This is a genomic window from Pseudovibrio sp. POLY-S9 (assembly GCF_001431305.1).
GTDB lineage: Bacteria > Pseudomonadota > Alphaproteobacteria > Rhizobiales > Stappiaceae > Pseudovibrio.
Genome location: NZ_LCWX01000060.1, coordinates 41,418 through 63,603, shown reverse-complemented (window position 1 = coordinate 63,603; position 22,186 = coordinate 41,418). Strand labels below are relative to the sequence as shown.

Annotated in this window: 19 protein-coding genes; 9 read left to right on the top strand and 10 right to left on the bottom strand. The window is 54.2% G+C overall.

Annotation, left to right across the window (positions count from 1 at the left end):
* Nucleotides 1-1,086, top strand: a 1,086-nt coding sequence (locus PPL9_RS04475) for an amidase family protein (RefSeq protein WP_082596535.1), incomplete at its 5' end; no start/stop codon positions are given.
* A gap of 64 nt (nucleotides 1,087-1,150) precedes the next feature.
* On the opposite strand, the gene PPL9_RS04470 is transcribed toward PPL9_RS04475, so the two are convergent.
* Nucleotides 1,151-2,635 carry a metallophosphoesterase gene (locus PPL9_RS04470; protein WP_057461522.1) on the bottom strand — a complete coding sequence of 495 codons (1,485 nt, stop codon included), beginning with the start codon at nucleotides 2,633-2,635 and terminating at the stop codon, nucleotides 1,151-1,153.
* Nucleotides 2,636-2,810: 175 nt separating this feature from the next.
* Nucleotides 2,811-3,179, bottom strand: coding sequence for a VOC family protein (locus tag PPL9_RS04465; RefSeq protein ID WP_057461521.1), 369 nt, complete (start codon nucleotides 3,177-3,179; stop codon nucleotides 2,811-2,813).
* Nucleotides 3,180-3,292: 113 nt separating this feature from the next.
* Here PPL9_RS04465 and PPL9_RS04460 point away from each other — a divergent pair, with 113 nt between their 5' ends.
* The 3 genes from PPL9_RS04460 (at nucleotide 3,293) to PPL9_RS04450 (ending at nucleotide 6,992) form a co-directional block, all read left to right on the top strand.
* Nucleotides 3,293-3,991 carry a WYL domain-containing protein gene (locus PPL9_RS04460; RefSeq protein WP_057461520.1) on the top strand — a complete coding sequence of 233 codons (699 nt, stop codon included), beginning with the start codon at nucleotides 3,293-3,295 and terminating at the stop codon, nucleotides 3,989-3,991.
* 218 nt (nucleotides 3,992-4,209) lie between these two features.
* A complete protein-coding gene (locus PPL9_RS04455) occupies nucleotides 4,210-5,163 on the top strand; it encodes a TAXI family TRAP transporter solute-binding subunit (RefSeq protein WP_057461519.1) in 954 nt (317 codons plus the stop codon).
* Nucleotides 5,164-5,234: 71 nt separating this feature from the next.
* Nucleotides 5,235-6,992, top strand: a complete 1,758-nt coding sequence (locus PPL9_RS04450) for a TRAP transporter fused permease subunit (protein WP_057461518.1) — start codon at nucleotides 5,235-5,237, stop codon at nucleotides 6,990-6,992.
* Between the two features lie 76 nt (nucleotides 6,993-7,068).
* Here the strand turns inward: PPL9_RS04450 and PPL9_RS04445 are convergent, their stop codons facing one another.
* The 4 genes from PPL9_RS04445 to PPL9_RS04430 are packed head-to-tail and all read right to left on the bottom strand — an operon-like array spanning nucleotide 7,069 to nucleotide 12,239.
* Nucleotides 7,069-7,890, bottom strand: a complete 822-nt coding sequence (locus tag PPL9_RS04445; protein ID WP_057461517.1) for an inositol monophosphatase — start codon at nucleotides 7,888-7,890, stop codon at nucleotides 7,069-7,071.
* On the bottom strand, nucleotides 7,887-8,948 hold the full coding sequence (locus tag PPL9_RS04440) for an ABC transporter ATP-binding protein (RefSeq protein WP_057461516.1): 1,062 nt from the start codon (nucleotides 8,946-8,948) through the stop codon (nucleotides 7,887-7,889). The genes PPL9_RS04445 and PPL9_RS04440 overlap by 4 nt, the downstream gene beginning before the upstream one ends.
* A complete protein-coding gene (locus PPL9_RS04435; protein WP_200962108.1) occupies nucleotides 8,945-11,155 on the bottom strand; it encodes an iron ABC transporter permease in 2,211 nt (736 codons plus the stop codon). Before PPL9_RS04435 ends, PPL9_RS04440 begins: the two co-directional genes overlap by 4 nt.
* Before the next feature lie 58 nt (nucleotides 11,156-11,213).
* Nucleotides 11,214-12,239 (bottom strand): ABC transporter substrate-binding protein, encoded by a 1,026-nt coding sequence (locus PPL9_RS04430; RefSeq protein WP_057461515.1) that lies wholly within the window; start codon nucleotides 12,237-12,239, stop codon nucleotides 11,214-11,216.
* Between the two features lie 152 nt (nucleotides 12,240-12,391).
* On the opposite strand from PPL9_RS04430, the gene PPL9_RS04425 reads away from it, so the two are divergent.
* Nucleotides 12,392-13,420 carry a LacI family DNA-binding transcriptional regulator gene (locus PPL9_RS04425; RefSeq protein WP_057461514.1) on the top strand — a complete coding sequence of 343 codons (1,029 nt, stop codon included), beginning with the start codon at nucleotides 12,392-12,394 and terminating at the stop codon, nucleotides 13,418-13,420.
* 7 nt (nucleotides 13,421-13,427) lie between these two features.
* Here the strand turns inward: PPL9_RS04425 and PPL9_RS04420 are convergent, their stop codons facing one another.
* On the bottom strand, nucleotides 13,428-14,441 hold the full coding sequence (locus PPL9_RS04420) for an NAD-dependent epimerase/dehydratase family protein (protein ID WP_208989161.1): 1,014 nt from the start codon (nucleotides 14,439-14,441) through the stop codon (nucleotides 13,428-13,430).
* 326 nt (nucleotides 14,442-14,767) lie between these two features.
* Here PPL9_RS04420 and PPL9_RS04415 point away from each other — a divergent pair, with 326 nt between their 5' ends.
* Nucleotides 14,768-15,367: a flavoprotein gene (locus tag PPL9_RS04415; RefSeq protein ID WP_057461513.1), complete on the top strand. Its 600-nt coding sequence runs from the start codon at nucleotides 14,768-14,770 to the stop codon at nucleotides 15,365-15,367.
* Nucleotides 15,368-15,442: 75 nt separating this feature from the next.
* Here the strand turns inward: PPL9_RS04415 and PPL9_RS04410 are convergent, their stop codons facing one another.
* The 3 genes from PPL9_RS04410 to PPL9_RS04400 all read right to left on the bottom strand — a co-directional run bounded on the left by PPL9_RS04410 (nucleotide 15,443) and on the right by PPL9_RS04400 (nucleotide 18,946).
* A complete protein-coding gene (locus PPL9_RS04410) occupies nucleotides 15,443-15,973 on the bottom strand; it encodes a DUF2938 domain-containing protein (protein WP_057461512.1) in 531 nt (176 codons plus the stop codon).
* Between the two features lie 142 nt (nucleotides 15,974-16,115).
* A complete protein-coding gene (locus PPL9_RS04405) occupies nucleotides 16,116-17,381 on the bottom strand; it encodes a vanadium-dependent haloperoxidase (RefSeq protein WP_057461511.1) in 1,266 nt (421 codons plus the stop codon).
* A 113-nt stretch (nucleotides 17,382-17,494) separates the two neighbouring features.
* Nucleotides 17,495-18,946, bottom strand: a complete 1,452-nt coding sequence (locus PPL9_RS04400) for an SLC13 family permease (RefSeq protein WP_057461510.1) — start codon at nucleotides 18,944-18,946, stop codon at nucleotides 17,495-17,497.
* Between the two features lie 287 nt (nucleotides 18,947-19,233).
* On the opposite strand from PPL9_RS04400, the gene tsaA reads away from it, so the two are divergent.
* From tsaA to PPL9_RS04385, 3 genes are all read left to right on the top strand, one after another.
* The gene (gene tsaA, locus PPL9_RS04395; protein ID WP_244273344.1) at nucleotides 19,234-19,668 is read left to right on the top strand and encodes a tRNA (N6-threonylcarbamoyladenosine(37)-N6)-methyltransferase TrmO; all 435 of its coding nucleotides are present in this window, start codon (nucleotides 19,234-19,236) and stop codon (nucleotides 19,666-19,668) included.
* Between the two features lie 55 nt (nucleotides 19,669-19,723).
* Complete coding sequence (locus PPL9_RS04390) at nucleotides 19,724-21,286, top strand: ABC transporter substrate-binding protein (RefSeq protein ID WP_057461508.1); 1,563 nt, start codon at nucleotides 19,724-19,726, stop codon at nucleotides 21,284-21,286.
* On the top strand, nucleotides 21,279-22,186 hold a 908-nt coding region (locus PPL9_RS04385), incomplete at its 3' end, for an ABC transporter permease (protein ID WP_208989160.1). The genes PPL9_RS04390 and PPL9_RS04385, both read left to right, overlap by 8 nt.

Below are 22,186 nucleotides of genomic sequence, written 5' to 3'. Positions count from 1 at the left end.
CTGAAAGGGCGGGCAACGACAGCGGGCTCTGCTGTTTATGCCACCGAGATTGAAGCTGAGAATGCAGCAGTAGTACAGCAAGTGATTGAGGCGGGGGGCATTCCCATCGGGCCTGCCAATATGACCGAGTTTGCGTTTTCTGGCATCGGGCTCAACCCCCATTATGGTAATGCACCCAACGGGTTGGATGCTGCGCTTATTCCGGGCGGCTCGTCCTCTGGCAGTGCGGCGGCGATTTCCAATGGCATTTGCGATCTGGCGATTGGCAGTGATACTTCCGGTTCTACACGGGTTCCTGCTGCCTTTCAGGGCATTTGCGGGTATCGGGCGACCATGGGGCGTTATCCCATGGAAGGCGTTGTGCCGCTTGGGGCGAGCCTTGATGTGCTGGGGCCGATGGCGCGAACGGTTGACGGCATCTGCGGGCTTGATGCGGTGATGAGTGGCAAAACCTTGCCTGATAACAACGCTGCAGAGGAACGGGCCTTCCGCCTCTTGGTGCCGGATCAGGAAGGGCTGGGCATCTCCGCTGAGATTATGGAGATGTTTGAACATTGCATCGATACGCTTGTTGCCGCTGGCATCCATATCGTCCGCCGTGATTTGCGGCCAATTTTGAAGGCGCATCTGCTGTTTTCTGAGCATGGAACGCTGGTCAGCGTGGAAGCGCGGGAGCAGATCTCGCAGTTTGTGGACCTGAGCAAAGATCAGATCGACCCGCAGATCAAAGCCCGTCTGGAACATGCTCTGCCCATGACGCCTAAGAAACTGGCCTATCTCAGACGTCAGCGGGCGGTGCTTCAGTCAGAGGTGGAAGCGCAGCTGAAAGGAGACTTGGTCCTGATGCCGACGGTACCGGATGTACCGCCTCTTATCTCAGAGGTTGAGGAAAGCATCGAGGCGTTCCAGAAAGCCAACGCGCAGGCCTTGCGGCTGACGATGATCACCGCCTTCCTGAACATGCCATCGCTCACCTTGCCGGTTGACCCAAGCAAGCCATCGCACAGCATTTCCATCTGTGGGGCTGCGGTCCACGACGAGCAGGTGTTGGCAGCAGGACGCGCCGTGGAGCATGTGCTGCGATAGCGCTCAATCTATGAATCTCCATGCTCAGGCAGGCTGCTTTCTCACCTGAGCATGGAGGCCAACTCTATACCGTTGTTTTCTGGTGCGATGACTTCCAGATCTCGACGGGCTCTTCCGAGCCATCGGAGACTTCGTAGAAGCTCTCTTTTATCTGCCCATCAATGCTCAGCGTAATCAAGGCGAACCCGTTGCGAACCCGAGGCTCCTTATTTTTCAAGGGAGTATGCGAGTAGTAGTCGATGTGCGGTTTGTCCTCCAAACCAGAGGGAGCTCCATTCGGGATTGCAGCATTGCCGGAACATCTTACTTTCGCAAAACGCCCGTCAGTGCCTTTCGCGGTGGGCAGTTGGTCACCGTAGGCAACACCCAGATGTACATGACCCCAGTACCAGTAATCTGGGGTGCCGCCCAGATCTGCAACAGCCTCATCCCATAGTGGTTCTCTTTTCAGGCCGTCGAAACTGATTGGATTATGATGGGTCAGGAGAATAACATCCCTACCGTTTCTGTCCCCAACGACCTGCTGTATCCAGTCTCTTTGCACGCTTGATTTGCTACCGCCCAGAGTGCCGTCCATGAAGAGGGTTGAGGCGGACGAGTAGTAAGCGCTGTCCAGGCCCAGCATCATCCAGTCGCCAAATTTCAGCGCAAAGAAACTTGCTTGCTTTTGTTCATTGAACGGGGTGTTGGCTGAGGAGAGTGCGATCTTAAAATAGCCGTTTGCGCCGTCATACATTTCGTGGTTGGAATTGAGCGTGAAGGATGTTCCGGCCATTTTGCCATCCGAAAAGCGATCCTCCGGCCACATCTTCACGAGTTTGTCGCTCTCTTGACTGGCTTCTGTGCCAGCGTAGTAAACGTCTCCCACATGGATGATGTAGTCAGGGTTATCAAGCGCAGCGCTTTTGCTGATCGCGTCCATGACGGCTTTGGCTGGGCCGCCATCGCTGGTGTAATCACCGGTGCCCCAATCTCCAAGAATTGCAATGCTGATTTCGTTTTTAGAAGTCCCCGCCGCCAGATCGATGACGCCCGCTGGTGTGGTGTTGAAGGGGGCTTTTTTACTCGGAAAGAGCTTGTAGTAAGCAACATAAGCGAGGCAGGTGGTCCATCCGACATCACCCATCTCATATTTACCGAAGCCCAAAATCGAACCGTCGGACGTGACATAGGTGCCCAGCTCGATTTGCTGCGTGATGGTGCTGTAATCACCCCGCAGGGGCGCCTGCAACGGTCCACCCGCTTCCCACTCCAAAAATTCTTTAACAACGGCAAGGACATCCGCGTGTTCTTCGGGTGGGTTAAAGATCCAATAGAGGGCCAGACCGAACTCGACATTGCCTCCCTCAAGATCTGTTTGTGGTGGGGCGGATTTCAAAAGGCCCTTTTGGTTGAGCTCGCCAAACAGCATGCGCTCGCTGGCTTGCAAGGCTTGGTTCAGGCTGGGCCCTGCGACGGCTTTCGGCTTTGTATCCGTCGTTTTCAGATGTTGCAGCTGCTCTCTGATCTGGCTGATCTTGTTTTGCAGGTCGGCATTTGGCGTGTTCATATTGTCCCCCAACTGAAGCTGATAGGTGCAGCGATCTCACGTCGAAACCGCTGCACATGAGCATCATTCCCGCAGGCATTAGGCGACCTATGTATCGAGGTTGCAATACCTGCATTCTCACAGCTCATCACCGCTTCTTGGGGGATGAAGACAGTCTAAGGTGTGGGGTGGGTGCTCAGCTCATTGCCTCTGTGAAGAAGATGAGTTTGTTGTGGTCGAGATCTCTCACATAGGCTGAAATGAACGGGCCTCGCTGGTTTGGATCACCCTCATTGGTGCCGCCTAGGTCGATGGCCAGTTTGTGGAGCCTCTTGACCTCATCGACAGAGTCGACGCCAAAGCCAACCATTGCACCATTTCCATGTGTTGCGGGCTTTCCATCAATGGGCAGAGCCGTCGCAAAGGCAAAATTCTCATTTTGCCAATAGGTCAGCCTTTCATTGGCTGCAACTTGCTTTGGTCCGCCTTGCGCGAAGAGTGAGTCATAGAACTTGGCAGAGGCTTCTCTGTTGTTTGTTCCGACAGTGAAATAGCCAATTTTCATCGTGTGATCTCCATGTGTTGAACTCGGGTCACCTCGGTTGTATTGACAAATAGGACATTTAATGTCCTATTTTTTCGATGGCGCGCACAAATTCAAATGGCAGATTAAGACGGATGGAACTGCTGGCTGTTCAGCTGAAGCAGGAAGAGCTTTGTACAGTCAAAGATCTGGCCCTTCAGCATGATGTCAGCGAACGCACAATCACTCGGGATCTTCAGCTGATGCGCGAGCAGGGCCTGCCCATTGATGCGGATCGTGGTCGCGGTGGAGGTGTCCGCCTTGATCGCAACTGGGGTGTCGGGCGCATGAATCTGGCGTATCCGGAAGCGGTCGATTTGCTGATCAGCATCGCTGTTTCTGAGCAAATGGACTCGCCCATGTTTCTGGCGAGCCTCGGTTCGGTCAGACGGCAACTGGTAGCGTCGTTCTCGCCGGAAAAGCGGCATAAGGTAAACCGCCTGAAATCCCGCATCCTGATCGGGTCGACAGCCTCCACCTATGTGCAGCGGACGATCAATGCGCCTCCCAAAGATGTCGTGCAGGCACTGCATCAGGCCTTCATCGATCAGGTGACGCTCACGATCGGATATAAGCGAGAGGATGGTGCATCCTCTGAACGGCGGATCGAACCGCATTACCTCATGTTAAATTATCCGGTTTGGTACGTGATCGCATTTGATCATCTGCGAAATGCGCCGCGCACATTTCGGTGCGATCGAATTCTGACCGCGGACATGACGGGGGACCATTTCCGGCTGTTGCCCAAGGAAGAGTTTCAGGAGACTTTAGACAAAAACGGCCTTCTGATATGATTGCACCACAAACACTCATATGAACGCATCCAAAACGCGAGTAACGCAGGTTTCACGTAAAAAACGCAAAATCGCGCAAGCTGTTCGTTCTGTCATGCATTCATGAGAAAATTTCCGCCTCAGATCAGCGGTAAGCTGATCCCCCTACTTGAAACACCCCACATACTCGATAAAATCTCTCAGCAATTTTAAGTATTTGTCGTTCCAGAGGATGATCCATGAAACTACTACACTCATGCGTGGCTGCTGCAGCACTCGTCGCATTTTCGATTAGCGCTCAGGCGGAAACACGCGTCACATATAAATCAGCGAAAACCTCATCCTCCTATTACCAGATGGCAGTACAGATTGCGGAAGCAATGAAGGAAGCCTCAAACGGGGATATCATTGTTACCGTTGAAGAAAGTCAGGGCTCTGTTCAAAACGTAATGGAAGCTGCGGTTCGTCCGGGCAACTACGTTTTCACCACGCCGCCGGTACTGGTGAAGCTTGCCAAGGGCGGCAAGGCGATGTTCGAAAAACGGGCAAATCCCAAGTTCGGTGAAATCCGTGCACTGTTCCCAATCCCGTCTTTGACCATGCACTTTGTTGTTGGTGAAGACAGCGGCATTGAGAGCTTTGCGGACATGAAGGGCAAGAAAATCCTCATCGGCAAAGGCTCTTTTGGTGCGCGTGAAGGCGCTAAGTACCTGAAACTGTTTGGCCTTGAAGGTGAAGTAGAGCTGGCAGATGTAGAGCTTTCCAACGCTGTGCCTGCGCTGAAGAACGGCCAGATTGATGGTTTCGTGACCGCAGGTTCCTACCCGGCGCCAAACGTGATTGAAGCTGCTGCTGGGACAGGTGTTGATGTTCTGTCTCTTTCTGATGACCAGATCGCCCAGACCAAGCGCACCAAACTGGTGATCCCGGCTGGAACCTATGCTGGTCAAGACGCTGACATCACAACAACTTCTCTGCCAGTTGTGGCTTACACAACAACGCAGATGGATGATGCAACCGCATATGCGCTGACCAAAAGCTTCTGGGACCAGAAGGAAAAAATGGGCAAGGGCGCAGCATGGTGGAACGGCGTAGACAAAGATCTTCTCGGCAACATCAGCGGCAAAATCCATCCGGGTGCGCTGAAGTTTTATGATGAAGTTGGGTACACGATCACCGACGCGCAGCGCTAAGCGCATTCATCTTATCAAAAATTCAGGCCCGGAGTATATTCTTCGGGCCTTACTCATTCTGGGTTATTTCGTTGAATAGAATTCACCGTTCCGTCTGGCTGGTGCTCGGTCTGGCCACCGTGCTGTTTCATCTGGGTTTGATCTTTTCTGGTCTGGTTCCCAATCTGGTCAGCCGTCCGCTGCACATGGCTCTCGCGCTGCCTTGGGCGCTCATCCTGATGGCACGTAATCCCCTTGAAAAGGTGACGGGTTATGTGCTCACAGCCTTTGGTGTTTTCGCGGCTGGTTGGATTGCATGGAACCACTCGGACCTGTCGGATCAATACGGCTATCTTATTGATGACTTTCAGCTTTATCTTGCGTTTGGGTTGCTGATCACAGTGCTGGAAATGGCGCGTCGGGCCATTGGCTGGCCGCTGCCGCTGGTGGCGTTGATTGCGCTGGCCTATGGCATGTTTGGGCAACATATCCCCGGTGAGTTCGGCTATGCAGGTGTTCCGCTGGAAAGTTTCCTCGGCACCATGACCATTGCTGAAGGGGGATTATGGGGCAAGCTGACGGGAGTATCTGTTGGTGTTGTCGCAATCTTCGTGATCTTCGGTGCGTTTTTGAATGCCGGAGAAGCAGGCGCTGGTTTCATGAATGTGGCCGCTGCCGCCGCAGGTAAACTGAAAGGCGGAACGGCGAAAGTCTCAGTGATTTCATCGGCTTTGTTCGGCTCCATCTCCGGTTCGGCTTCTGCAAACGTGGCGTCTACCGGCGCGATTACGCTGCCGGCCATGACCAAACTGGGCTACCCGCGTGCACTTGCCGCCGCCGTGGAAGCTGTTGCCTCCTCAGGGGGACAAATCATGCCACCGCTGATGGGAGCGGGCGCTTTTGTCATGGTGGAACTGACCGGCGTGCCGTACACCGGCATCATGGCTGCTGCGATCTTGCCTGCATTTCTGTACTTCTTCGCGGTCTGGATGGGCATCAACGCTTTCGCGCGCCGCTATGAGCTGAAGGGATTGGCGGCGGAAGACCAGCCGGATACGCGCTCGGTTATCATCACCTCGCTGTTTTTCCTCGTGCCGTTTACGGTGCTGCTTTGGGCGATGTTTGTGCTGGGTTATACCCCGCAGTATGCCGCTTGTCTGGCGATTATGGCTGCGGTTGTGCTGCTGCTGATCGACAAGAACTTCAAGGTAGACCTGCGGAAAATCGGAGGGCGCTTCGAGCAGGCGCTGATGAACTCCGGCAAGCAGGTGGCGATGATCGCGTCGATTATCCTCTGTGCGTCCATCATCATCGGCACGCTTGGGGTGACAGGCCTTGGGGTGAAGATTACCTCACTTATCCTCTCTGGCTCCGGCGGCATGTTGTGGCCTGCACTGCTGCTGACGGCTCTGGCTTGCATGGTGTTAGGCATGGAAGTGCCAACAACAGCGGCCTATGTGATCTGCGTTTCTGTTGCTGGTCCTGCGCTCATTGATATCGGCCTGGAGCCGCTTCAGGCACACCTGTTCGTGTTCTGGTTCGCGCTGCTCTCCACCATTACTCCCCCTGTGTGCGGAGCGGTGTTTATTGCTGCGGGCATGGTCAATGAGAACTGGTTGAAGGTCGCGTTGTTCGCTATGGCGCTGGGGATTGGCCTTTACCTTATCCCGTTGGGAATGATAGCAAATCCGACACTGATCACGCTTGTGAGCTCGCCAGTCTGGTCACTGCTGGCAACTGTGAAGGTGGGCCTTGCGCTCTCTGCAATTTCCTACGGTGTCATCGCACCATTCTCAGCACTTATCCGCGGAGGCCTGATCGCAGGTGGTGGCGTTTTGCTCTTCATCTGAGTGCATAAAAAAACAGGCGCTGCTCTGGGTGAACAGCGCCTGCAAGTTTGATCTAACCCGTTGTCTACTCGGGAGACTAGGCAAACTGGGTTAGATTTGTGAGGTCAAGAACCTCATCGAACACCTGCGGGGCAGCGCCCAAAACAGGATACGGGGCACTTGGGTTCTCAGCCATCGGAAATGGGAGAATTTTCCCGCCAGCTTCAGTGATAAGGCAGTATGCAGCCATGCAGTCCCAGGCAGACATGCGCGGCTCAACGTAGCCAACCAAGCGCCCCGCAGCGACCCATGCCAACATCAATGCACCGGAGCCATAACGAGTGTAGCTCACGCCTGCGGACATCAGGTCTTCGAACATTTTACCGACCTGCGCAGGAGCAACGCGGTCATTCGCGCCAACGCCAAGCATGCCGGTCTGCAGGTTAAATCGATCAGTCACCCGAACTGGGGAACCGTTGAGAGTGGTGCCTTTGCCGCGCAGCGCTGCAAAGCGCTCCTTGAGGACCGGAACATCAATGATGCCGATGGCCGCACCGTCTTTGTCGGTCACGGCGATGCACACGCACCACCCCGGTAAGCCATTGAGAAAAGGGGCAGTTCCGTCAATCGGGTCGATGACCCAGGTGTAACCGGTCGTCCCTTCCACAAAGCCAAATTCCTCACCAAGCAACGCATCCTCTGGGAAGTTTTTGGCGATCAAACTGCGGATTTTCTGCTCCACAGCTTTGTCAGCTTCAGAAACGACATCCTGCGGATGCCGTTTTGTGTCGATGTTCAGATCATCGCGATTGGCGAAGTGCTCAAGGGCGAGCGCCGCCGCTTCATCAGCCATCTTTTGGGCAGCGTTGAAGCGTTGCTCTAACTCGGCTGCTTGGTCCAGAACTGTTTCAGTGGTCATTTTTTACCGCCAATCAGTGCAAGACCGCGTGCATCAAAGTCGATGCCGACAGAGGTTCCGTTTTCCAGCAGTTCGTCTGTGTGGTTGTCGATGACAAACAGCAGACCAAGGTCGCTCATCACTTCGTATTGGAAGTGATCACCCAGATAAGCCGCGGATTTGATCTTGCCGGTTGGACCGCCATTGACATCTCTGCTGAGCTTGATGGAGTTGGCACGCGCAGCCAGTTTGCCCTTGCCAATGCTGTGGTTACGGCTGCGCAGGTCAAAGCCTTTGCCGCCAATTTGAACGTTTGCGGTCTCTGCATTTACGTCGCTGATATCACAGTCGAGGATGTTTGCTTCGCCGATGAAGTCAGCGATGAACTCGGAAGCCGGGCTCTCATAAAGCTCGTAGGGCGTGCCATCCTGCTCAATGAGGCCGTCACGCATCACAACAATGCGGTCGGAAACCGCGAGCGCTTCTTCTTGATCGTGGGTGACGTAAACTGCAGTGAAATCAAGTCGTTGCTGGATTTCACGGATTTCAGTACGCACCAGACGACGCAGACGGGCGTCCAGATTGGAGAGCGGCTCATCAAGCAGCAGAACCTGCGGCTCCAGAACCAACGCACGAGCAACAGCCACACGCTGCTGCTGACCACCGGACAGCTCGGAAGGAAGACGCGGTGCTTTTTCGCGCAGGCCGACAAGGTCGAGACCTTTCAGAGCCAGATCTTCCGCATCTTTGAAGCCACTGGATTCTAAGCCGTATTTCACGTTCTCAAGCACGCTCATGTGCGGGAACAGGGCGTAGGACTGGAACACCATGGACACGTCACGCTCGTTCGGTGGAAGACGGGTGACGTCATCTCCACCAATCATGATGCGGCCAGATGTTGGGGTCTCCAACCCTGCGATCATGCGCAGGGTTGTCGTCTTGCCACACCCGGATGGCCCCAGCAGGGTAACCAGCTGACCCGGCTCGATCGTAAGGTTGAGGTTCGGGATTGCAGTAAAGTCGCCGTAGTTTTTGCCGACATTTTCGAAGCGGACCTGACCAAATTTGGAATGTGTCATGCTGCGACTTCCTTCAGTTTACCCTGAGCAGGAGATTTTTGAGTGTTTTCCGGACGACGGAGTTTTCGTTCTCCAACCAGCAGCTGGAAGATGAGAATGATGGTGACCATCACGAAGATGAGGACGGAGCTGTAGGCAATTGCTACGCCGTATTCGCCGTTCTCAACCAGACCGACCACATAGGCCGTCGCCATGTTGTATTTCGCGCTCACAAGGAAGATGACCGCAGAGATGGATGTGATCGCACGCACGAAGCTGTAGACCAGTGCCGCCTGAATGGCTGGACGCAGCAGCGGCAGGATCACTTTTTTCAGTGTACGCGCGCTGTTTGCACCCAGTGTCAGGGAAGCTTCATCCAGATTCTTGTCCAGCTGAGACATCGCCGCCACGCCGCCGCGCACACCCACTGGCATATTGCGGAACACGAAGCAGAAGATCAGGATCAGTGCGGTGCCCGTCATCTGCAGTGGTGGCAGGTTGAACGCCAGAATGTAGCTGATACCAATCACAGTGCCCGGAATTGCGAAGCTCATCATCAGGCCGAATTCAAAGGCGGATTTGCCCGGGAAGTCTTGACGAACGATGAGCCATGCGGACAAAATGCCAACCGCTGCCGTTAATGGGGCTGCGGCTAGAGCGATCCACATTGTGGTCCAGAAGCTGTTCCACGCAACGCCGGTGAAGGCAAAGCCGTTTTCAAACGAGATGGAGAACGCCGTGATGTAGTGCGCAAGCGTGACACTGTGGTCCAGACCCCAGACTTTCACGAAGCCACCGAACAGGATCAGGCCGTACACAGCAACGGTGAACAAGCTCCAGAGGGCAACAATGGTGCCGACCGGGATTGCAATACGCCGTGGCAGTTTTGAGTAGCGGCCACCATCACCCTTACCGGTTACAGTCGCGAAGTTCCGCTTGCCAAGCCACATACGCTGCGCAAAGAAGGCAGAGAGTGTGAAGCCGAGAAGGATCATTGCAAGAACGGCTGCGCGGGATGGATCACTCTGTGCACCAACAACCGCAAAGAAGATCTCTGTTGAGAGCACGCCGCCGTTACCACCCAGAACCATCGGGTTGCCGAAGTCAGCCATGGACTCGATGAAGCCGATCAGGAAGGCGTTTGCCAGACCCGGTGCCATCAAAGGCAATGACACTTTGCGGAAGGTTCTCCAGCGGCCAGAGCGCATGGTCTGACTTGCTTCTTCCAGCGACGGGCTGATGCCTTCAACAACGCCAACCAGCACGAGGAAGGAGATTGGTGTGAAGCTGAGCATCTGTGCAATCCAGATCCCCGGAAGACCGTAGATCCAGCGGCCCAGCTCAAGACCTGTCGCAGCTTCAATGGCCTCGGTGACAAAGCCTGTACGGCCCAGCATCAGGGTCAGAGAAAGACCAATCACGAAGGGAGGCGTGATGATTGGCAGGATGCTCAAGGTGCGCAGACTTTTGCGGAATGGCATCTGCGTGCGGGTTACGATCAGTGCAAACGCAAGGCCCAGGAGGGTGGAGCCTGCCGCTGTTGCAATCGCGAGGAACATGGTGCGCCATGCAATGCCGCAACTTCCGCCAACCAGACAGTTCAGCTTCCAGATTTGCGGATCGGTGATGTTCCGCATGACACCTTCAGTGGTGAAGTTGCCACGGAAATCCTGAAACGCGCCAGCGAACATGGACAGAATTGGGTAGAATACGAAGGTCGCTACAAGCAGGATCAAAAGCGAGACGGCGGTGAGGACAATCGCGTCGCCTTTGAGAGCGCCCTTTTCAGCCAGGCCAAATGAAATGAAGGTGGTGAAGGTAAGTGCGAGCAACACGGCACCGGCGCCAAACGCAGGCTGACCATCGATACGGCCAAATGTTACTTCCAGCAGGCTCCAGTTCCAGCCACGCAGGCCAATGGAAAGGCCTTCCAGCACCATCCAGAACAGGCCAAGAGCACCGATGATGGCAATTAGTTTGCCACGGTGGCCCGGCGCAGATTTCAGGCGCAGATATCCGGCAGCACCAACAAGAGCAAACACGGGGAGCAGTTGCAGCTTTCCTAGGAAGAGCTGGAAAAAGCCCGGCCAATAACGCTCTTTGCTCAGTAGATCCAAGACCCATTCGCCGCCAAAAAAGCCGCTGCGAATGTGGAACCAAGGCAATATAAACAACCCAAGGACGCCGCATATGAGTGCGAGGTCCAGCCGACGATTTTCATTTGTCATTTGGAAAAACCAGATTTTTTGGGGAAACGGGGCGAGCGTTAACTCGCCCCGATCTCAATCAGTTTGCAGCAGCGCCAACTTCCATGTCCCAGCGTGCCAGCAGGTTTCTGCGGCGGTCACTGCTTCCGTATTCCGCGAAATCGTAGTCGATGAGACGTACGTTCTCGAGCTTAGGAGCAGCTTCTGGCTGGGTAGAACCCTTGTTGGATGGAATCTGGTAGGAACCAGTTTCCGCCATCAGGTTCTGTGCTTCTGGGGTTAGCACCCAATCGTAGAACACTTTTGCAGTGTCTGGGTTTGGCGCACCTTCAATGAGAGACATTGAACCGATTTCGTAACCGGTGCCTTCACATGGAGCGACAACCTCAATTGGGAAGCCTGCTTCAGCCTGTTTCACTGCATCGTGCATAAACACGATACCGAGACCTGCTTCACCGCGGGCCGCTGCCTTAACAGGAGCGGAACCGGACTTGGTGTACTGCGATACGTTCTTGCCCATAGCCAACAGGTATTCGAAGGCTTCTTCTTCACCCATCAACTGAACGAGAGTAGCAAGTGCGGTGTATGCGGTGCCTGAAGAGTTTGGATCTGCAATAGAGATTTCGCCCTTCAACGCAGGATTTAGCAGGTCAGACCAGCATTTAGGACCTTCGATGCCCTTTTCCGCGAGGATCTCTTTGTTGTAGCCCCAGCCTAGTGCGCCAGAGTACACGCCTACTGTGCGGTAGCCAGAAGTTTCAGCCTGAGCAACAGCCCATGGCAGAAGTTCTTCCAGCATTGGCGATTTGTAAGCGACAGAGAGCTGATCGTTTGCTGCCTGCAGATGCGGATCTCCGGTTCCACCCCACCATACGTCCGTCTGCGGGTTGCGAGCTTCTGCACGGATCTTTGCATAAGCTTCGCCTGAAGAAAGACGGATCATGCTGACGTCAGCACCCGACTTTTCTTCAAACTTTGCTGCGAGCTTTTCGCACAGAGCGTTGTCAGCGGAGCAGATGACATTGAGTTCATCTGCAGACGCCGCGCTTGCACCAGCACCCACAATGAGGGTTGCACCCAACAAAGCTGTCTTAATGGATTTCATGTTTACTCCTCCCAAACACGTTGTGTACACGTGTACATAATATAGTCGGCTAAATTTTTGCAATGTCAACTTTATTCCAAGAAAGACTAATTTATTTTCTGGATATTTCCTGATATGCAGATGCAAACGTGTACAATAATCAGCGAAATTTGATGTCGGAAAAAGTGTCTTCAAGAAAGCAACAGGTCAGGGCTGAGGACGTAGCGCGCCACGCTGGCGTGTCCCGTGTTTCTGTCTCCAGAACCTTTACTCCGGGGGCCAGTGTTTCTGACGCGACGCGCGCTAAAGTATTGAAATCCGCAGAAATACTAGGGTACCGCGTCAACCGCCTCGCAAGCAGTCTCAACCGCTCTGAAAGTGGTATCGTGGCGCTTGTCGCTGCTGAGATTGATACGCCGCACCGTGCTGCGATGATCGCTGAACTCTCCGAAAGGCTACAGGCTGCTGGTAAGGTAACAATGCTTATCAACACCAGTGGATATGAGGAGCGTGTGAAGGATGCACTGCTGCAGGCCATCAGTTTTCGCACAGAAGCCGCGATTATTTTGTCCGGTGCGCCCGATCCTTCCTTAGCCGACACATGTTTTAGCAATGGCATGAAGCTGGTTTTGATCAATCGTGAGGAAGATTTCCCGGGTTCTCTACAAATCGGGCCGGATAACCGGGCTGCTGGCAAGACCGCGCTGAAGGCTCTTTTGCGTGCAGGATGTAAGCGAATCGCCCTTGCAAACTCTGCAAATGCGACCTGGAGCATTGTGGAACGACAGAAGGGTTTCCTTGCCGCCGCTGAAGACGCCGGGGTTGATGTTCTGTGTGAGGTGGATGGTTTCACATCCTATCAGGCAGGTCTGGAGCTGGGAACGGCACTGCTTGATCGTGAAGACCGTCCGGATGGCATCTTCTGTACCACAGACCTGATTGCGTGCGGTGTCATTGATGCTGCGCGTCAGCGATTTGGCTTGCGTACACCAGATGATCTTTCAGTGATTGGGTTTGACAATATTCAGCAGGCAGAATGGGAAGGATATGACCTGACCACCTTTGCGCAGCCGACGGATCAGATCATCGACAAATGCCTTGAATGGTGCACCACGGAGCAGCCGTCCAGTGAAACGGTGAAGCTGCCCGCCAAGTTTGTGTGGCGTAACAGCGTGCAAAAAGCACGTGTGCCGATGAAGTAGCAGAGTCTCAGGCTTGAGGAACGAGCCTGACCTGCTCATAGGCCTCATAGAATTCTGCAAACATCTCCTGAATGCCTCGTATGGGAACACCAAGGCTGTCGCGCTTGCTGAAGTCAAAGCGCGTTGGCGGTTCCGGGTCTTTGCCAAGTGGGGTCGGGAGTGCTTCTAGCGGCACATACTCGGCAATCTCCTGGTAAATCCGGCGCCAAGTCCAACTGCCGCTCACAGCAAAGTAGCGTCCGGAGGCCTCTGACTGCTCTAAAGCGGCCAATGACATCCTTGCAAGATCCTGCGGGGAGGTGAGGGACATGGAGCCTGCTGGAACTGTGCTGTGCCAGCCTGTTTTGCCGTGCCGTAGTTTTGCAAGAAAGCTGAGAACGTGGCCTTTCAAATGCGAAGGCAGGAGAGGGGCACCCACCATCATGCTTGGCAAGAAGGTGCAAAGCTTCATGCCATGTTGCTCGGTGAACTCTTCTGCTGCTGCTTCCATTACAGTCTTTTGTGCTTGCGCATATTTCCTCTGCTGAATCTGCATCTCGGCATCTGAAATGTCCTTGTCCTCCTGCTTTTCAAAGGAGGGGGTGGTTGGTTCTGCGGAGGCTGTGCTGGAACAGAGCACTGCTGTTTTAACACCTTGCCGATGTGCTGCTTTCAGGATGTTCAGAGAGGCTTGTTCTGCAGGTTGAATGATCTCTTTCAAGCCGCGCTCACGATCCAACTCCGCAGCGGGCGTTCCGTCTACGCCGTGTTTGGTTGTTGGAATGCAGGCGATGAACACAGCCTTCGCTTGTGTCATCGGCGCATCGAACCTTTCAGAGTTGGATGTATCTGCTGAAAACAGGTGCAGCCTTTCCGCTGCGCCGGGCAAACGCATCAAGCCGCTGACTTTATCAAGCTGGGAAATGTCGCGCATGGTGCCGTTGACGCGATAGCCGCGGGCCAGGGCTTCTTTGACCATGTAAGCCCCTACCAGCCCGCTGGCTCCTGCAACGCAAATGGTTTTGATTTCAGTACCCCTCATCAATCCCTCCAGTTCCAGCAGCCTGATGGCTCATCTGAATGGAACCATGCCAGCAGTACATTCTCATTGCACATCGGAAGTTCTGAGGCAGGCCCTCAGTAAATCTGAGAGGTCGTCCTCAGCAAACCTGAGGAGAGCATTTCAAAGAAACAATTGGAATGTGGGGCATGATTTGAGGTCATCTGGCGACCAGAAAAAGACACCGCGCGATGAGCGGGCCAAGGTGCAGTTAACAACCTCCCCTAGGGTTCCGTCACTCATCCAAAGGCGCCAATCGCGCGGCACCTCCATCATCTTGAAATGGATTTTACAGAGAGGATTTTGCCATGGTCACCAACGACACTCCCGACAAAGCCCGCATTCTGATTGGGGCGAGCGCATCTCTGGATGCGACTCTGCTGCCCAACTATCTGCGAGAGATCAAGAATTCGATTGATTGCACTCTCACCGCCATGTTCACACCCAATGCCATCAACTTTGTGAACATGGACAGCATCGCGCTGTTCGTGGACCGGGTGATCTGCGGAGATGACCCGAAGGACTGGTCCACCGACAAACCGGGACGCATTGCAGCCGAGCACGATATTCTCGCTGTGATGCCAGCAACGGCGAATACACTGTCTGGTGTTGCCAATGGATCTTCACTCAATCGACTGACCACCGTCATTCTTGCTGCTGAGTTTCCGGTGCTCTTCTTCCCGGTTATGGGCGGGCCCATGTGGAAGAAGCCCTCGGTAAAGCGCAATGTGGCGCAGATCCGCGAGGATGGTTACGAGGTGTGTGATCCGGTGTGGCGTGAGAATTTTGACCCGCATATGGGCAAGATCCACGGTCATCAGTCCTTGCCAGACCCTGAGGTTGTGGTGGAGCAAATCAAGAAGCATCTGCCTCAATATCAGGTTCGCAGAGAGCTTGAGCTGAGCTAATTAAAGCAGGTTTCCCGACCAACAAAAAGCCCGCCGCTCAGAAGAACGGCGGGCTTTCTCGTGATCCTGAAACAATCAGGATGCGGAGGAAACCGGTGCTTCAATTGGTTTGAAGATCTTGGTCTGAACCCAAAGCGCGACATACATGCCCAGGCCAAATGAGAAGTGCGTCATGAGGCTTTTCAGACGTGCGAAGTCCGGGTTCGGCCTGTTGGAGGCCATCACTCCAGCGCCAAGAGATGGCTGCATGACAAAGAATGGGAACACGATCATCACTACACCAAACAAGATCGCAAGGATCAGGGATGGATTTTGCAGCTGACGGTTTCCAAAAATCATGACGAAGGCTGCAACGAAGACGATCCCGACCAGATAATGCACCGTCCAGCCAATGGTTGCTTCTCCCGCAATGGGTGCAGCGCGGCGGATGCTTTCGTGGGTGAATTGTCCGTCCAGCATGTGCCCCAGCCAGCGGCCAACCACTGAGAAATTGCTCTGCGGAATGCCAAAGAGGCTATCTGCTGCGATGGCCCAGATATCCATGAAGAGCGTTGCGCCAATGCCAACAAAGAGAATGCGGAGTGCTAAACCAGTTCGATTTTCCATAGTACCTGTTCCTTTAGATCTGCGGGTGCTTTGCCGGAAGTGGCGCTTGCAAGTGCTCCCTTTTCTGAGGTGATAAAAAAAGCAGGCCGCGAGGGGATTGGAGTGCGGCCTGCAAGTGCAAGCTAGGTCAGGAGGAGCTGACCTAGCGGCTGCCTGCACATTTCTTGATGTCGCTGATTTGCTTCAGAGGCTGCAAAGAGGTCTCTGCAACGTAAGAGCCGATCTGGTAGCCCAACATGTCGCCAACAGCGTTGGAACGGCGGTAGTGAACGCCGCCAAGAACGCGGGATTCTGACTCTTCCTCAGCAAACTGCTGGAAGCTGACATAATCTTTGGAAAGACCGCCCTTACCGTTGAAGGTGAAGGCCATTTTGCCGTCACCGAAGACGGATTCCATGACTTCCTGAGCCGCGCTGCCGCTGGTGCAATGCTGACATGGATATTCAGGATGCATTGGTGCTGGCACCAGAGAGCTCCACTCCATATCGGCCTTGAGGGTTGGGTGCTGATAGGTCTTGCCCAGAGCTTCCATTGCTGTTTGCGGACGCCACAACGCGTACTCATATTTTGCGTTGAAACCAGCAACCAATGCGTCTGTCAGGGCAAGGTTGAGAAGCGCCAGTGTGCGGGCTTCTTCCAGCATAGACAGATCACAGGACGCGCTGCTTTTGCGGGCGATCTGGTTCCATGCACCGGAGCCGGAGCCTGCATGAAGCTTGGCGATGAAGACGTTGTCCTCATTAGTCTGTGTTTCCTTGCCGCCCAACTTTACGACTTCACTCAGACCACGCTGATACTGCATGCTCTCCAGTGCCGGAGGTGGCGGCACACGGAAATGCGTTGCAGAGGACAGAACAAATGGCTTCATCTCACGAATTTTCGGCGCAACCATCTGGCGTTTAGACGTTGGCTGATACACACCCGCTTCTGCTGGACCCGGCGTGTAATCTGTCGAAAAGTTTGCGTTGTCTGATGCGCGCGCTGCCAGAATTTGCTCCGCAACAGCTTGGCCCAGAGCAATGCCGGACTGAGGGCTCTTCAGGCTTGCAAGGCGCTCCTTTGCTGCAATTTCCAACTCCGCTTTACGCTCTGGCATAAGGGTCGACAGAACATGCAGGGCGGCCTGAGTGACGGCTGCTTGCGCAGATGCATCCGGATTGGTTGAGCCAGTGTAAGCGTAAGGAGCGTAGGTGCCCTCGACTGCGTTTGCGGCATCGAACATTGCAGTATGCAAAATTGTCAGGGCGCGCTGGCGTTTGGCTCCAGGCCATTTTTCAGCGTTGAAAAGGCCCATAGCGGTGTCTTGCCAATCATCAGCCAATTCTGCTTTGGCGGCTCCACCAGTAATCACGAGCGCCAGAGCGCCGCTGTAAGCAATTGTCTTCAACCAAGTAAATCGGGTCGTCATACTAAAACCTCGCAATTTGAAAACGGCTATAGCTAGGAATGGAAATTCGCTTTGCACAAATCGAAAGAATGGAAGGCGGGCCTCAGTATTTGTGTGGGCCCGCCTGAAGGTGCTTAAAGAAATCCGAGTAGGTACCACCACAGCATGTCGATTGGGACAAGCAGGAACAGGCTGATCGCAAACAGCGTCAGACACAGTTTGATCACGGCCTTCGGCGGCAGGTTTCCAACCTGAATGGCGGCGACCAGTGGCGGTGCCTGAAACGGCAGAAACACATTGGAAAACGCCATAACCTGCGTCATCAAAACAGTCTGCAAGGGCAGGCCAGTGGCATCTGCCAGATCCCCGGCAACCGGTGTCATCACAGCTGGCACACCCGGCAGGTTTGTCGCCATGGCAACCAGTGTCGACAGGCCAGTGAGGACGGACAGGTTCCAGATTGGTGTGTCCTCGGCAAAACCGGCTTTGCCGCCAACAGCCTGAACTAAAGCCTCACCCAGTCCGGCAACTGAGATAACAGCCCCCAGCCCCATGATGCCCGCGACGAACATCAAGGAGCCATAGCTCAGGTCCTGATTGATGCAGGTTTTGGAAGTCAGCTTGGCATTGGGCCAGAAGCAGGCGAGAGCCGCAGCAAGACCAACCCATGCTGGGCCAATCGGATGCAGGCTGTCCGTCAGCCAGAAGATGAGGCACAGGGCCAGAATGATCATCAGGCGCCGTTCAGGAGCACTAACGGGTGGTACTTCCTCAGTGGTCTCATGCGCGTCCTGAGGAAGCTTGTCCGGGAACAGCACCAGTGTCAGACCGATAAGGATGAGTGATTTCAGGATGCCCAGAACCGGGAAGTTCAGACGCAAGTAATCCCAATAGGAAATGCTGAGGTCATACAGACTCTCGCTCATCCCCGCGAGGATCATGTTGGGGGCGTTGGCAGGCAAAATGGTGAACGCCGGAGCGAAGGTCGCAAAGGCCGCCGCACAAAGCATGCCTGTGCGCCCGTTGGAGCCGGGCTTGAAACCGATCTGTGCAGCAAGGGCGGAGATCACCGGCAGCAAAATCATGATACGGCCAATGGAAGAGGGCACCACAAACGCCAGCGCCACACTGAAGGCAACAATGCTGGAGACCAGCCCGGCATAGCTGTTGAGCGGTAAACGCATCAACAAAACGGCAGCGCGTTTGTCCAGCTTGGTGTGTTTGATGGAGGCGCCAAGCACGAGGCCTGCAAACAGGAGCCAGAAGGTTGATGTCTGGAAGCCGGAGAACACCACGTCCGGCGGGGCAATGCCTATCACGATGGCAACGAAGAAGAAGGCGAGCGCGGTCCAGTATTCCGGCACTACACCTGTTGCCCACAAGCCGAGGCAACCTACGGATAAAACCGCAGCAACGGCCATGCCAGCAGGCAGATAAGCGGAAGCCAGAAGGCCTGCGATTGTGGCGGCAATCGCCACTCCAAGAAACTGCCAGGTTTGTTTGGTGTTAAACGAGGATTTTATTTTTTCGGGTGTGGGACTGAGCCCGGAGGCCGGAGCTGTGTCGTGCTGGGTGTGATCTGTCATAGCGACCTGTGATTCTGATTTTGAAAAATGAGGTGCCAGAACTATGATTTTTGCGCTTGCCAATAATCCAATCGATTTATCAGAGGCATAGCCTCAGCATTTTCGAATATGCTGATCAATGCGCCCTCAGGAAAGCTGAGGTAGCCTATCTGATAAATCGAATTTACTCGGATATCGTCTCCAAGTATCGATCTGTTGTTAAGGTAGGCTTTGGCTTTGGAGACGTTAAGTGTTTAATTTTGCAACCTATTACGGCTTCACAAATGAATAACCAGCAGGAAACCACGGTGTCTTCAGGCATCATCATGAACTCGATTGGCTTTGTGCGCTCAGGCTTCTCAGAAACGCGTGAATGCCCAAAATCCAGTCGTCGCAACCCTGCCCAGAGCCAACTGGAAATTGCCTCTCCTTATGCGGATGCGCTTTTGAACATCACGATGGCCTCTCATCTTTGGGTGATGTACTGGCTGCACCACTCTGACGGAACCGCGCTTGTTCGGCGCGCCCGTGGAGAGGAGGCAGCACGTGGTGTTTTTGCCAGCCGTTCACCCAACCGGCCGAACCCGATTGGTTTGAGCTCGGTTGAATTAATCAAACGGGACGGCAACGTTTTGACAGTGAGTGGATTGGATTGCATCGATGGCACGCCAATTCTGGATATCAAACCCTATGTCCCTATAGAAGACCACCAGCCAACTGCGCAAATTGCGTGGCAGCCATGATCCGGAACCTGAGGATGCGCATGTTGCCGTGCGTCCCGCTCAGAAAGTCTGAGACATGCACATCTTTCACCAACCCCTTGTGCGCGTTGTAATTGCAGCTGTCGCGGCTCTGCTGCTGACAATAGCTGCGGGGATTGCTGGTCCCATAAACCAGCTTGTTATAACCGATGCCCGCGGAGACCGCGGGATGTTGGCGCCTTATGTTCATGGCAGAAACGGCATTGGATACCTTTACACCACATACGTTTTTGATAGCCTGTTGAGCCAGTCGAAAGACGGTGAACTGGTTCCGGCACTGGCCCGGCGCTGGACTGTTTCCAAGGATGGCTTGACCTGTGATCTGTATTTGGATCTGCGTGCGTCCTGGCATGATGGGCAGCAGGTCACAGCGGCGGATGCAGCTTTCACTTTCAGCTACATGAAGGAACATCCGTACGTCTTTGTTTCCGTCGAGAATGTGAGAGAAGCCGAGGTTATCTCTCCTGATCACCTCAAGATCTTTCTCAAAAAGCCAGATGCAGGATTGCTGAACGGGCTCCTGCTTTCCATGCCAGTCCTGCCAAAACACGTTTATCAGGATGTGGTTGAACCACAGCGTTTTGCAGAACCGGATGCTGTTATTGGCAGCGGACCTTACCGCCTTGTTGAGTACAGCAAGGCACAAGGGCGCTATGTGCTGGAAGGCAATGCAGACTATTATCTGGGCAAGCCGAAATTCAAGCGCATTGCGATTGTGAAAATGGCGACAGATGCGGCGTTGCGGGCGGCTCATGCTGGGGAGATAGACGTGATTTCCTATCTGCCTCCGGACCGTTTGGAACAGGCCGAAGCGATAGGCATGAACGTTGCCAAGGCGTTTAGCCACCACTCTTTGCGTCTTGGGTTCAACCATAGCGGACGATTCAACGACAAGACGCTTCGCCACGCGATTGCCTATGCGATTGACCGACCTGCCATTATCGAAACTGTTTTCCAAAAAACGGCGGATGTTGCAGATACCGGGTTCATTCAGGAGGAGTCGCCCTGGCATTCTCAAGACAAGCATCCTGAGTACTTATTTAATCCTCAGCGGGCCACTGATCTGCTGCTCTCCAAAGGGTGGGACCGAGAAGAAGATGGGCTGTGGTATCGTGACGGAGAGCTGGTTGTTTTACGCCTTCTTGCCAGCAGGCGCGAAAGCAAAACAGCGAAAGTTCTTGCGGAACAACTGGAGACCTTTGGCATAGAGCTGGAGGTTCGCATTTTGGAGCGTGCCGCGCTTCAGGACACTCTGTCTGAGGGCAATTATGATCTGGCCCTCTATGCCTCCGGTACTCTTGGCGATCCGAATGGAATCATGCGCCGTGTCTTTGGGCGTAAATGGGCTAGCGATGGCTATCAGGGTGAGCATCTGCAATCGCTGGTGATTGCTCAGTCTGTTGCAACCAATAAAACGGAGAGGCAGAAAATTCTGGGCGAATTTCAGAAGGCTTATTCTGAGGAACTACCAGCCTATGCCATCGCAAATCCTCACATGGTGACGGCTTACAACGATAAGCTTTCAGCCCTTCAGTTTATGCCCGGCGGTGTGGCGATCGGCGTCCCTTCAGCACTCCATAAATCCTATCTGGTTGATTGATCAGCTGGACACCCATTGTCAGCTGCCTTCGGGTGGCTGGCATAAGACAACCAACAACAGACAGGCCGTTCTTGTGGTACCTCCGATTATTTTAAACATGCTGTCTGGCCTTGGCGTTCGCCTCCTGGTGTTTGCACTGCTGGTTTTGCTGGTGTTCTTTTTACCGCGAATGCTTCCAGGGGATCCTGTTGAGGTGTTTCTTGCCTCTGATCTTTCGCGCAACCTCACTGGTGCAGAGAGTGCTGAACTCCGCGCTCAGTTCGGCCTGGCGGGGGATTGGCCGCAGCAGCTTGGCGTTTACCTTTGGGACCTTGTCAGGGGGGATCTGGGGTACTCGGTTCCGCATGCTGCCCCTGTCTCGGAACTGCTCAAAGCATCTATTCCCTGGACCTTGCTTTTGATCACCTGCGCTGCGCCGATTTTTCTTCTGGCAGGGGCTGCTGGTGGCATTGAAGCTGGCAAGGCGCCTGGGGCTTTCTTTGACAGGATTGCAACTGGTGTCGTGACAGTTGTCGCCAGCATTCCGCCATTCACCTCAGCCGTGCTGTTGCTGCTTGCTTTTGGCATTGTGTGGCCCGTGTTGCCCTCCGGTGGATCTGAGCCTTTGTTTCCCAGCAGCAATCCGATACAGCGGGATTTTGATATCGCCCGTCACGCAGTGTTGCCCGTGCTGGCACTGTCCTTGCACGAAATCTCCCGGTTTTATTTTTTGGCACGGGGAGAGGCGATCACGCTGTCTCAGCGGCCTTTCATTCTCAATGCCTGCGGGCGTGGCATCAAAGGCTGGCGCTTGCGCACGGCTTATTACGGGAGAAGCCTGTTTCCGGTTTTTCTGGCACGAATGAGTGACGCGCTGACTGGCTTGTTTGGTGCTGTCCTGTTCGTTGAGATTGTCTTCTC